Here is a 12,210-nt window from a genome sequence, read left to right as displayed (position 1 = left end):
TAACCTGATCCGAAGAATCACAAAAAAAGTCCGTGATATCAGCGAGATCGCGCGACACACCGGCCCAATTGGCCGATCCCCTCGCCCGCGCCCCTCTACGGTGTGAGGTGTGAGCAGCAGCGGCCTCATCTACGCAGTCATTGTCGGGGCCTGGGCCGCCTACTTGGTGCCCATGTGGCTCCGGAGGCAGGACGAGCTGAACGAAGCCCGTCCGACGGAACGCTTCTCCACCGCCATTCGGCTGCTTTCCGGCCGGGCGGGAATGGAGCGCCGTTACGCCAAGGGGCTGCGTGAGCGCGGTGACGAGGAGGCGGAGCCCCAGCCCCACGCGGACCCGGACGCCGCGACGGAGACGGTCAATTCCGTCGACGCCGACGCCCGGGCCCTCGGCGTGTCCCCGACCAGGGCGGAGCCGCGTGCGGCGGCCGCCGAGCGGGAGCAGCGCGCGGAGCGGGCCCGGCGCGAACAACGCCTCCAGGTCCTCGCGCGCCGCCGGCGCACCACCGCACTCCTCTTCCTGGTCTTCACCGCCGGAGCCGTCGTCGCGGCCGTGGGCGGCCTGCACTACCTGTGGGCCCCCGCCGTCCCCGCCGTCCTGCTGAGTACGTACATCGCCCACCTGCGGGTCCAGGAGCGGCGGCGCTACGAGTTCACCATGGACCGGCGGCGGGCCGAGGCGGCCGCGCGCCGGCTGCGCGAGGACCGCCCGCAGCGCCGCCACCCCGAGGAGGGCGCGCCGGCGGCCGGTGAACCGGACCCCGCTCCACCGGTCTCCCCGCAGGAGGCCGGACGGCGTGCGCTGGTCGAGCAGACCGACCACGCCGAGTGGGTGGACCAGCAGCGCGAACGCGAACGCGGCCCCGTCCGCGGTGACAGCTGGGAGCCGGTCCCGGTCCCGCTGCCGACGTACGTGACGGCCCCGGTCGCCCCCCGCGCCACGGGCCCCGTGACCCCGGACGCCTGGAGCGCGACCCGCTCCAGCACGGCCGAGCCGACGGAACCCCGCCTGCGCGCCCAGCCCGCCGTCCCCGCCCCGGCACCGGCCCCGGAGGAGGACCCCCGCCCCCGCGCCCAGGGCCGCGGCCGCACCCCACTGTTCGACCAGTACGAGAACGAGGACCGCCCCCGCGCCGCGAACGAGTGATCGGTGACCTGCGCGGACCGTCGCGGATACGCGTTTTGGAGCACCGGCGCGGGGGTGCTAATGTTTCACACGTCGCAAGGGCCTGTGGCGCAGTCTGGTAGCGCACCTCGTTCGCATCGAGGGGGTCTGGGGTTCAAATCCCCACAGGTCCACAGACGACAGTTCGCGAGTAGCTCTCGTGAACGTCACGAGATCCCGTTCCGCCGGAAGGCGGGGCGGGATCTCGGCGTTTCCGGGGGCGTTCGGGATGCCGTCCCACATGTGTCCCTCGAGGGGCTCGGGCTCCGGGAGTTCAGCACTTTCCGCCCGCCGAGCACGGGCCGTCAGTCACCCGGTGAACTCCTGTGCGAACGATTGACCGGCGTTGTTATGCTCCGACGCGATCGGAGGGGGAACGGCTCGAAGAGCCAGGTCGACCGGCCCGCGAGAGCGGAGGCGCGGGGCCGGCAGCCGGCATTCCCTTCCTCCCGTGTTCGCCCAGGAGAGAGTGTCAGTGGACCCGACCGTAAGACGAACGTCGCGACTTCGCCGGGGGCTGGGGGCCGCAACGGTCGCTCTGGCCACGGGCGCCGCGCTGCTGGCCCCGGCCCTGCCCGAGGCGGTCGCGGCACCGGCCCCCGGCGCGCCCACCGAGCTCGTGCTGCCCCCGGCTCCCCGCGGTCTCCCGGCCAGGGACCAGCTGTTCGTGGCCGGCGACACCGGCCTCCTGCACGCCCGTGAGGGCGGCGACCAGCTGCTGTGGACCCGGTACGACACCGGTGCCACCAGCGACACCGGGCTGCGACTGCCCGCCCCGGTCGACGGGGGCGTCTTCGAAGGCCTCCCCCCGGGCGGCTACCTGGGAGCCCCCGACCACCGCTACGGAACCTCCTCCGACACCGTCGCCGTCCCCACGGCGGCCACGGCGCAGGCACCCGCCGAGGTCGACCTGTTCGACCTGGCCACCGGGAAGCCGGTCGCGCTGGGGACCGTCACGATCCCCGCCGGACAGAGCTACTCCGGGACCTACGGGCGCACCGTGCTGACGTACGCGGGCACCGCCTCGGCCGTGACCGGCTGGTTCCTGAACCGGCTGGACGGCTCCTCCACGGTCCGTACCAAGGTGGTGTTGCCGGCAGGTGCTTCCCTCGTGCCCGCGGTGCACGACGGCGACCACAGCGCGCTGATCCTCCGTCATCGTTCGGGCGACCTCACCCACTCCACCCTGGTGGACGTGGTGACGGGGCAGACCACTGCGCTTCCGGACGAAGGCGCCCACGACCGCGTGAACACGTTCCGGCTGGCCAAGGGCAAGGTGCTCCGCATCTCCCAGGACGGTCCGGAGCACGTGCTGGACCGGGCGCAGCCGCAGACCGTGCTGAGTTCGGGTTCGGCCCACTTCGACCAGGAGAAGGGCGAGCTGAGGCTGCTGGGCGACTGGGCGATCGGCACCCAGTCGGTTGCAGGAAGCAGCGGCGACAACCGGGGCCGTCCGCTGAGCTTCACCGGCATCGGCCCGAACGACGGGACCTTCGCATACCTGCTGGAGCTCGCCGACACCCAACTGCTGCCCGCACCGGACGGCTCGCTCATCGCGGTCGGCAGCGCCAAGGCTCCCGAGTACGGCACCCAGCCGCAGACCGCCGTCCACCGGATCACCGCGGACGGCGACGGCGCCACACCGCAGGCCCGTAAGCTGGTTGGCGTCCCTCCTGCGCCCGCGACCGTTTTCGGCCTGTCGATCGGCGGCGGCGTGCTCACCACCGCCACGGACACCGTGCACTTCCAGCCGGGAGGAACCACCGGTTCGTTCCGCAGCTACCGGATCTCGAACGACGCGACCCCGGTCAAGACCGCGGAATACCTCGACGGAACGCACTCCATCAGCAATTGCTACAGCCACGGCCGCGCCTGCGCCGGCCTCCGGTCCACCGGGGACGGCCGCTACCTGGAGCACGAGCCGGTGGCGAGGAACCGGTTCGTCGTCTTCCGCGAGGCGGGGAACCGCGAGTGGGCGGGCACCATCCCCATGAACGGCGAGGGCGGCATGCAGACCGCGGACGCCGCGGGACGCTACATGGTGCTCGCGCAGACCGCGTACGGCAATTCGACGTCCGACCACCAGGTCATCGTCAGCGATCTCGACACCCGAACTCACGTGCTCCGGACAGAGGCGACCGCCGTCGCCGTGCAGGGCGACACGCTCTGGACCGCCAAGAACGGCAGCAACACCGTCCGCGCCACGGACATCCGGGGCGAGACGGAGCGGGGCACCTTCACCACGCCCTGCCTTTCCACGTTGCTGGAGGCCGTCGGCCGTTACGTCTCCTGGGCCTGCCAGGACAGCTGGGGCACGGTGCGCACCAGTGGCGTGTACGACACGGTGACGCGCCACACCCTTTCGGTGCCGGTGCTGAGCACCAACTGGACCAACAGCTTCTGGGGGCGGGAGTCGCTGCTCGGTGACGGTTACCTGGTGCGTCAGGACCTGGCCACCGGCCGGCTGCTGCTGCTCGACTTCCACGAGGGCATCAAGACGTCGGGCAACGAAAGCACCGTGCGGGTCCGCACCCTGGCCCAGGGCCAGGAGTGGAAGGGCCAGCGCCAAGCGAACCGGTCCTGGGCGGTGGACCGTACCGGCTCGAACATCGTGTGGACCGACGCCGCCGGGCAGCGCATCCACGTCGCCGGCAACGGCATCGCGGCCGCGCGGGCCGGTGACCGCTTCACCACGCTGTCCCCGGCGCGGCTCCTCGACACCCGGGCCGGACTCGGCCGAGCCGGGACGGCCCCGGTGGGGGCGGGCGGCGAGGTGTCGCTGCAGGTGGCAGGCCGGGCCGGGGTGCCGCAGTCGGGTGTCAAGGCGGTCGTGCTGAATGTGACCGTCACCGACCCGAAGTCCGACGGGCACCTGACCGTCTGGCCCTCCGGCACCACCCGCCCCGACGCCTCCAACCTCAACTGGACGTTCGGGCGGACCGTGCCGAACCAGGTTGTGGTCCCGGTCGGCGAGGACGGCAAGGTCAACCTGCGCAACGCCGGCTGGGGCACGACGCACCTGATCGCCGACGTCTTCGGCTACTACTCCGCCGACGCCTCGGGCAGCACCTTCACCGCGGCGGGCCCGGCCCGTCTGCTGGACTCCCGCGCGGGTATCGGCCGCCCGGGCACCACCCCGGTGCCTGCCCGCGGCGAGGTGACACTGCAGGTCGCGGGCCGCGGCGGGATCCCGCAGTCCGGCGTCAGGGCCGTCGTGCTCAACATCACGGTGACGGACCCGAAGGAGGCCGGGCACCTGACGGTGTGGCCGTCGGGCACCACCCGCCCCGACTCCTCCAGCCTCAACTGGACGGCCGGACAGACCGTGCCCAACCACGTGGTGGTCCCGGTCGGCGCCGACGGCACGGTGAAGCTGTTCAACGCCGGCTGGGGCACGGCACATCTGATCGCCGACGTCTTCGGCTACTACTCCGACGACCAGGCCGGCGCCACCTACCGCACCGCCGGCATCCAGCGCCTGCTCGACACCCGGACCACCACCGCCGTGCCCGCCCGCGGCAGCACCGTCCTCGACCTCTCCGGAACCGGCGAAGCCGGCCGGGCCAAGGCCGTCGTGCTGAACGTGACCGTCACCGATCCCAAGTCCGACGGCCACCTCACCGTCTGGCCCGCCGGCACCACCCGCCCCGACTCCTCCAACCTCAACTGGACGACCGGACAGACCGTGGCCAACCTGGTCACGGTACCCGTGGGAGCCGACGGCAAGGTCGAGATCGCCAACCTCGGCTGGGCTTCCACCCATGTTGTCGTCGACCTCTTCGGCCACCTCGGCTAGCTGTCGGCAGACGTCACGAGATCCCGCCCGGTCGAAGGACCTGGCGGGATCTCGGCGTTTCCGGGGGGCGGTTGGGCGAGGATGCGTTCATGACGATCGGTGAGGAACGTGACTTCGGTACGGCGTCGGCGTGGGAGGCGCTCGGCGGTGCACCGGAGGTCGTGGGGCGGGTCCGGTACGTCGGGAGCGGCGGGCTCGGGGAAGGGCCGCTACCGGTGCGGGAGTTGGCGCGTGCCACCGTCGGGGTCTGCGCGCTGGCGGCGGGGGAGCTCGGCGCGGTGCGGGCCGGTGGCACGGCGGGAGACGTCCCGGCCCTCGTGGTGGACGAGGCGGCGGTGGCCACGGCCTTCCTCAGCGAACGCCATCTGCGGGTGGACGGCCGGGCCCCGGTGGCGTTCGCGCCGCTGTCCGGTTTCTGGCGGGCCGCGGACGGCTGGGTCCGCACGCACGCCAACTATCCGCACCACGCAGCCGCGCTGGCAAGGGCGCTGGGGCTGCCGTCCCCGACGCCGGAGGCGCTGCGCGCCGCGGTCGCCGGACGGCCGGCCGTCGAGGTGCAGGAACGCGTCTACGGCGCGGGCGGTCTCGCCGTCGCCGTTGCGCGGCGGTACGGGGGTCCGCAGCCGCTGGTGGAGACCGCCCACACCACCGGAACGGCGGGCCGGCCGCTCGGCGCGGCTCCGTCGGGCCGGCCCGTCGATGGGGTGCGGGTGCTGGACCTGACGCGGGTCATCGCCGGGCCCGTCGCCACGCGCACGCTCGGCCTGCTCGGTGCGGACGTGCTGCGGATCGACCCGCCGGGGCTGCCGGAGGCGGACGACACGTACGCGGACACCGGCTTCGGGAAGCGGTCGGCGCTGCTGGACCTGGCCCGGGTCGGGGACCGGGCGGTCTTCGAGGGCTTGCTGGACGCGGCCGACGTGGTGGTCACCGGGTACCGGCCGGGGGCGCTGGAGCGGCACGGGCTCGGGGTGCCGAACCTGCTGGAGCGGTGGCCGGGGCTGGTGGTGGCGGAGCTGTGCGCGTGGGGACGGAGGGCGCCGGAGCCGTGGGCCGGGAGGCGGGGGTTCGACTCGCTGGTGCAGGCGGGCTACGGGATCGCCGCCGCGTGCGCGGCGCCGGACGGTACGCCGGGGGTGCTGCCGGCGCAGGCGCTGGACCACGGGACGGGCTATCTGGTGGCGGCCGGCGTGATGCGGGCCCTGGCCGAGGGCGGCGGGCGGGGGCTGCGGTTCTCCCTGGCCGGGACGGGGTCCTGGCTGGTGCGCGGGCTGTCGCCGACGGGTGGGGGCCGCGGGGCTGCCGCGTACTCGGCGGAGCCGTGGCTGCGGGAGACCGGGTCGGGGTACGGGGCGCTGCGGCATGCCGCCAGTCCCTTCGGGGAGTGGGCCACCGGGCCGTCCCGGTGGGGGACGGACCGGGCCGCCTGGCTCCCGCGGTAGGGCGGTCGCCCGCCGTTGCCGGGGGCGCCGCCCCCGGACTCCCGCGCCTCGAACGCCGGCGTGGCCGGAATGCCTCAGACGGTGGCAGGGCTTGCGGGGTGGAGGGGTTTGGACATGCAGCGGCTGGAGTCGTAGAAGCGGTAGAAGCCGAACTTCGGGGACGGGGTGTAGCCCTCGGAGAGGTAGAGGGCGATCGCCTCCGGCTGCCGGTCACCCGTTTCGAGGACCATCCGCAGGCGGCCCGCCGCGCGGGCGTCCGTCTCCAGCGTGGCCAGGATGCGGCGGGCCAGGCCCAGGCCGCGGGCCTCCGGGACGACGTACATCCGCTTGAGCTCGGCGTCGCCGTCCGAGTAGCCCTCGTCGTTCTGCTCCTGGCTGCGCCAGCCGCCCGTCGCCACCGGGGCGCCGGAGGTGTCGTACGCCACTATGTACAGCCCCTGCGGCGGAGCGAACATCGCCGGGTCCAGGAAGGTCGCGTCGCCCTCGCCCTGGTACCGCTCCTGGTATTCGAGCTGGACCTGGTCGTTGAGTTTCACCGCGTCCGGGTGGTCGTACGGCACGGTGCGGAGCTCGATCCCATGAGACATCCGGACATCGTACGGAACCCTCCCGCTATGGTGCAGGGATGCTCACTGTGACCTCCGTGAATGTGAATGGGATCCGGGCCGCCGCCAAGAAGGGCTTCGGGGCGTGGCTCGCCGGATCCGACGCCGACGTGGTGTGCCTGCAGGAGGTACGGGCCGAGGAGGGGCAGATCCCGGAGGAGGTGCGCTCCCCCGAGGGCTGGCACACCGTCTTCGCGCCGGCCGCCGTGAAGGGCCGGGCCGGGGTCGCGCTGTACACGCGGCGCGCGCCCGAGCGGGTACGGGTCGGTTTCGGCAGTGAGGAATTCGACACCGCCGGGCGGTACCTGGAGATCGACCTGCCCGGTGTGACCGTGGCCAGCCTCTACCTGCCCTCCGGCGAGGCGGGCACGGAGAAGCAGGACGAGAAGTACCGGTTCATGCGGGAGTTCCTGGCCTACCTGACCGGGCTCAAGGAGAGGGCCGCCGCCGACGGGCGCGAGGTCGTGGTCTGCGGTGACTGGAACATCTGTCACCAGGAGGCCGACCTCAAGAACTGGAAGACCAACCGCAAGAGCGCCGGTTTCCTCCCCGAGGAGCGGGAGTGGCTGGGGAAGGTCTACGCCGAGGCCGGCTACGTCGACGTGGTGCGCGAGCTGCACCCCGACACGGAGGGGCCGTACTCCTGGTGGTCCTACCGCGGCCGTGCCTTCGACAACGACGCCGGCTGGCGGATCGACCTGCAGGTGGCGACCCCGGGGCTGGCCGCGAAGGCCGTGAAGGCCTTCGTCGAGCGGGCCGAGACGCACCCCGAGCGCTGGTCCGACCACGCGCCCGTGACCGTCGTCTACGAGCTCGGCGTCTGACCCTTCGCGGACGCCAGCAGGCGGTCCATCGCCATCGTCAGCTCGGCCTCGACCACGCTCTTGGCGAGCGGGCGCAGCCGGGTGAGCGCGTCCGGGGAGATGTGCTCCGAGATCAGCTCGGTGAACAGCAGCGCCATCGCGTCCGCGTGCTCGCGGACGCGGCGGCCCGTCTCCAGCACGTCGGCGAGCGGCACCCCCTCGCGGACCAGCGCCGAGGAGACGTCCAGCAGGCGGCGGCTGACGTGCACGATCGCGTCGCCGTCGACGGCGAGGTAGCCCAGGTCGAGGGAGGCCGCCAGGTTCTCGGGGGTGACCTCGCCCTCGAAGTAGTCGGCCAGTTCCTCCGGGGTGAGCCGGACGGGGGTCTCCTCCGACCAGCCGATGCCGAGCAGCTCACCCAGCTGGCCGACGTCGCGGCCCTTCTCGAAGGCGGCGGTCAGCTCGGCGATGCCGCCGAGGGTGTGACCCCGTTCGAGCAGTCCGGCGATCGTGCGCAGGCGAGCCAGGTGGTGGTCGTCGTACCAGGCGATGCGGCCCTCGCGGCGGGGCGGCGGGAGCAGTTTGCGCTCCCGGTAGAAGCGCAGGGTGCGCACGGGTATGCCGGCCGCCTCGGCCAGCTCCTCGGTGCGGTACTCGCGCACCGGCTTCGCTTGCGTTTCTTCCGTCGCCACAGACGCAGCCTATGGCGTACCGGGAGTAACTTTCCGGGTCCGCCCCCTACCCATGAGTACGGGGCTGCTCTACCCTCCCGATTGTGCCAGTGATTGCTGGCAGTGTTTCGATGGTTGGTGCGTTGCGGCGTTGCGTGGCTGGAACTGCGGATGAGCGGAAGGCGGCGGGCATGGGCGGCATGGGCGGGCGCGAGGGGCGCGAGCACGTACGGGTGGCGGTGATCGGGTCCGGATTCGGCGGGCTCGGGGCCGCCGTGCGGCTGCGGCGCGAGGGGATCACGGACTTCGTCGTCCTGGAACGGGCCGACTCCGTCGGCGGGACCTGGCGGGACAACAGCTATCCCGGATGCGCGTGCGACGTCCCGTCGCACCTGTACTCCTTCTCCTTCGCACCGAATCCGGACTGGCCCCGGACCTTCTCCGGGCAGCCCGCCATCCGGGAGTACCTGGAGCACGTCGCGGACACCTTCGGGCTGCGCCGGCACATCCGGCTCGACTCCGAGGTCCTGATGATGCGCTGGGACGCCGACGAACTGCGCTGGGAGATCGAGACCTCCCGGGGCGAGCTGACCGCCGACGTCGTGGTCTCCGCGACCGGGCCGCTGTCCGAGCCGAAGCTGCCGGAGGTGCCGGGACTGGCCGGGTTCCCCGGCAAGGTCTTCCACTCCGCGCGCTGGGACCACGACTACGACCTCGCCGGCAAGCGCGTCGCCATGATCGGTACGGGGGCCTCGGCGATCCAGATCGTGCCGGCCATCGCCCCCGACGTGGAGCGTCTGACGCTCTTCCAGCGGACCCCGCCGTGGGTGATGCCGCGCACCGACCGGGCGATCTCGGCGGTGGAGCGCTGGGTGCACCGGCAGCTGCCCTTCACCCGCGCCGCGCGCCGCGGCCTGCTGTGGGGCATCCGGGAACTCCAGGTCAGCGCCTTCACCAAGCGGCCCAACCAGCTCGGACTCGTCGAGGCGCTCGCCAGGGCCAACATGGCCCGGTCGATCAAGGACCCGGAGCTGCGCGCCAAGCTGACCCCCTCCTACCGGATCGGCTGCAAGCGGATCCTGCTCTCCAGCGAGTACTACCCGGCGCTGGCGCGGCCGAATGTGGACCTCGTCGCCTCGGGGCTGAAGGAGATCCGGGGCTCGGTCCTCGTCGCCGCCGACGGGACCGAGACCGAGGTCGACGCGATCGTCTTCGGTACGGGCTTCCATGTCACGGACATGCCGATCGCCGACCGGGTGGTGGGCGCGGACGGCCGGACCCTCGCCGACCAGTGGAAGGACGGGATGCAGTCGCTGCGCGGGGCGACCGCGGCCGGCTTCCCCAACTGGATGACGATCATCGGCCCGAACACCGGTCTCGGGAACAGCTCGATGATCCTCATGATCGAGTCGCAGCTGAACTACATGGCCGACTACCTGCGGCAGCTGGGCATGCTGGGCGGGAAGGTCGCGCTCGCCGCGCGCCCCTCCGCCGTCAACCAGTGGAACCGGCAGGTGCAGGCCCGGATGGAGCGGACCGTCTGGAACACCGGCGGCTGCACCAGCTGGTACCTGGACGCCAACGGCCGCAACACGACGGTCTGGCCGGGCACGACCGGTGAGTTCCGCCGCGAGACGCGCAGCGTCGACCTGGGGGAGTACGAGGTCGTACGGGTGAGGGAGCGGGTGCCGGTGGCCGTCGCGGCTGCTCCTGCCGCGGCGCCGTCGCCGGCGGCGCCGCCCCCGGAGGCCCGCACCGCGGACGCCGGCGGGGCCGGCCTCGAAGCCGCCGGGGCCGACGCCGCCGAGGGCGTCGCGTGAGCCGCCCGGCGCACGTCACCTCCGGCCCCTACGCCCCACCCGCCCCGCGGCGCGAACTCGTCGCCGTCTCCGCCGACGGGTCCCGCCTGCACGTCGAGGTGCACGGGGAGGAGGGGGCGCCGCCCGTGGTGCTGGCCCACGGCTGGACCTGCTCCACCGCGTTCTGGGCCGCGCAGATACGGGCCCTGTCCGCCACCCACCGGGTCGTCGCCTACGACCAGCGCGGACACGGACGCAGCCCCGCCGCCCGGGAGCACAGCACCACCGCACTCGCCGACGACCTCGTGGCGGTGCTCGGCGCCACCCTCGCCCCGGGGGAACGCGCGGTCGTCGCCGGGCACTCCATGGGCGGCATGACGATCATGGCGGCCGCGGCCCGGCCGGAGTTCACCGAACACGCCGCGGCCGCGCTGCTGTGCAGCACCGGCAGCTCCGCCCTGGTCGAGCGGGCCACCGTGCTGCCGGTGGGCGCCGGGCGCGCCCGGACCCGGGTCACCGGCGCCGTCCTCGGATCCCGCGCCCCGCTCGGGCCGGTCACGCCCGTCGCCCGGAAGATCCTCAAGTACGCCACCATGGGCCCCGGTTCGGCGCCCGACCGGGTCGAGGCGTGCGCCCGTATCGTGCACGCCTGTCCCACCGGGGTGCGGCACGCCTGGTCCCGGGTGCTGGCCGGGCTGGACCTGGACGCCGACGTGGCCCGGCTGACCGTCCCCACCGCAGTGCTCGGCGGCACCGCCGACCGGCTCACCCCGCTCGTCCACGCCCGCGGGCTCGCCGCGGCGCTGCCGCACTGCGTGGGCCTCACCGAGCTCACCGGCGTGGGTCACATGACCCCGGTCGAGGCCCCCGAAGCCGTCACCCGTGCCGTGCGCGAGCTGTCCGCGCGCTATCTCGACGATCTCGACGATCTCGACACCACCGAGAAGGAGAAGACACCGTGAGCGCTCGCAGGAGTCCGGAAGGCCGGGTCGCCGTCGTCACCGGGGCCGCCCGCGGGGTCGGCGAGCTGCTCGCCCGCAAGCTGTCGGCCCGCGGCGCGCGGATCGCCCTCGTCGGCCTGGAGCCGGAGGCCCTCAAGGAGGTCTCCGAGCGCCTGCACACCGACAGCGAGCACTGGTACGCCGACGTCACCGACCACGAGGCGATGGCGCGCGTCGCCCAGGAGGTGAAGGAGCGCTTCGGGAGGGTCGACATCGTCGTCGCCAACGCGGGCGTCGCCGCGGGAGGGCCGTTCGCCCACTCCGACCCCGACGCCTGGCGCCGGGTGATCGAGGTCAACCTGATCGGCGGGGCCGTCACCGCCCGGGCCTTCCTGCCCGTACTGACGGAGAGCCGCGGGTACTTCCTCCAGATCGCCTCGCTCGCCGCCATCACCCCGGCGCCGATGATGAGCGCCTACTGCGCCTCGAAGTCCGGCGTCGAGGCCTTCGCCCACTGCCTGCGCGCCGAGGTCGCCCACAAGGGCGTGGGCGTCGGAGTCGGCTACCTCTCGTGGACCGACACCGACATGGTGCGCGGCGCGGACCAGGACAACGTCATGCGGGAGCTGCGGCAGCGGCTGCCGTGGCCGGCGAACCGCACCTACCCGCTGGGGCCCGCCGTCGACCGGATCCTCGCGGGCATCGAGCGGCGCTCGCCGCACGTGTACGCGCAGTGGTGGCTGCGCGGGATGCAGGGGGTGCGCGGCTACCTGCCCGGGATCATCGCGACGGTCGGGCAGCGCGACGTGAAGCGCTTCGAGCCCCGGCTGGCCGGTGTCTCCCGCGGCCTGGTCGGGGCGGGCGGCGCCGCGGACGAGCAGGAACGCAGCCGGAGCCACTGACCGGGACAGCCGTCCGGGGCGCCGGGCGCGGGCTCCGTCCGTCACCCATGAGGCCCGGCCAGGGCGCGGCCGTCACCGGCGGGCGCGCC

Annotated in this window: 9 protein-coding genes and 1 tRNA gene; 8 read left to right on the top strand and 2 right to left on the bottom strand. The window is 73.3% G+C overall.

What is annotated here, in order from left to right:
• The first annotated feature begins 109 nt into the window (after positions 1-109).
• From sepX to NRK68_RS14030, 4 genes are all read left to right on the top strand, one after another.
• Positions 110-1,144, top strand: a complete 1,035-nt coding sequence (gene sepX / locus NRK68_RS14045; RefSeq protein WP_183069099.1) for a divisome protein SepX/GlpR — start codon at positions 110-112, stop codon at positions 1,142-1,144.
• A gap of 78 nt (positions 1,145-1,222) precedes the next feature.
• A tRNA-Ala gene (locus NRK68_RS14040) sits at positions 1,223-1,296 on the top strand.
• A 341-nt stretch (positions 1,297-1,637) separates the two neighbouring features.
• Entirely contained in the window at positions 1,638-4,958 is a 3,321-nt protein-coding gene (locus NRK68_RS14035; RefSeq protein WP_257855905.1) for a hypothetical protein, read from the top strand.
• An 89-nt stretch (positions 4,959-5,047) separates the two neighbouring features.
• Entirely contained in the window at positions 5,048-6,400 is a 1,353-nt protein-coding gene (locus NRK68_RS14030) for a CoA transferase (protein ID WP_257855904.1), read from the top strand.
• 74 nt (positions 6,401-6,474) lie between these two features.
• Here NRK68_RS14030 and NRK68_RS14025 read toward each other — a convergent pair whose 3' ends face one another.
• Positions 6,475-6,987 (bottom strand): GNAT family N-acetyltransferase, encoded by a 513-nt coding sequence (locus NRK68_RS14025; protein ID WP_257855903.1) that lies wholly within the window; start codon positions 6,985-6,987, stop codon positions 6,475-6,477.
• Between the two features lie 38 nt (positions 6,988-7,025).
• On the opposite strand from NRK68_RS14025, the gene NRK68_RS14020 reads away from it, so the two are divergent.
• Positions 7,026-7,829 (top strand): exodeoxyribonuclease III, encoded by an 804-nt coding sequence (locus NRK68_RS14020; RefSeq protein WP_183069103.1) that lies wholly within the window; start codon positions 7,026-7,028, stop codon positions 7,827-7,829.
• Here NRK68_RS14020 and NRK68_RS14015 read toward each other — a convergent pair.
• Entirely contained in the window at positions 7,811-8,500 is a 690-nt protein-coding gene (locus NRK68_RS14015) for a MerR family transcriptional regulator (protein ID WP_183069104.1), read from the bottom strand. The two genes, NRK68_RS14020 and NRK68_RS14015, sit on opposite strands and share 19 nt — an antisense overlap.
• A gap of 179 nt (positions 8,501-8,679) precedes the next feature.
• Here NRK68_RS14015 and NRK68_RS14010 point away from each other — a divergent pair, with 179 nt between their 5' ends.
• Genes NRK68_RS14010 through NRK68_RS14000 form a run of 3 tightly spaced genes read left to right on the top strand, consistent with a single transcriptional unit; the run spans position 8,680 to position 12,121 of the window.
• Positions 8,680-10,299: a flavin-containing monooxygenase gene (locus tag NRK68_RS14010; protein WP_257857846.1), complete on the top strand. Its 1,620-nt coding sequence runs from the start codon at positions 8,680-8,682 to the stop codon at positions 10,297-10,299.
• On the top strand, positions 10,296-11,240 hold the full coding sequence (locus NRK68_RS14005) for an alpha/beta fold hydrolase (protein WP_257855902.1): 945 nt from the start codon (positions 10,296-10,298) through the stop codon (positions 11,238-11,240). Before NRK68_RS14010 ends, NRK68_RS14005 begins: the two co-directional genes overlap by 4 nt.
• Positions 11,237-12,121, top strand: coding sequence for an SDR family oxidoreductase (locus tag NRK68_RS14000; RefSeq protein WP_257855901.1), 885 nt, complete (start codon positions 11,237-11,239; stop codon positions 12,119-12,121). The genes NRK68_RS14005 and NRK68_RS14000 overlap by 4 nt, the downstream gene beginning before the upstream one ends.
• Positions 12,122-12,210: the final 89 nt, after the last annotated feature.

This window comes from Streptomyces yangpuensis, assembly GCF_024666385.1.
Lineage (GTDB): Bacteria > Actinomycetota > Actinomycetes > Streptomycetales > Streptomycetaceae > Streptomyces > Streptomyces yangpuensis.
This window is presented reverse-complemented; position numbering and strand designations above follow the sequence as displayed.

Excerpts from the sequence above, each read along its gene's own strand:
- NRK68_RS14030 (WP_257855904.1), top strand. The coding sequence starts at position 5,048 with ATGACGATCGGTGAGGAACGTGACTTCGGTACGGCGTCGGCGTGGGAG.
- NRK68_RS14025 (WP_257855903.1), bottom strand. The coding sequence starts at position 6,987 with ATGTCTCATGGGATCGAGCTCCGCACCGTGCCGTACGACCACCCGGAC.
- NRK68_RS14020 (WP_183069103.1), top strand. The coding sequence starts at position 7,026 with ATGCTCACTGTGACCTCCGTGAATGTGAATGGGATCCGGGCCGCCGCC.
- NRK68_RS14010 (WP_257857846.1), top strand. The coding sequence starts at position 8,680 with ATGGGCGGGCGCGAGGGGCGCGAGCACGTACGGGTGGCGGTGATCGGG.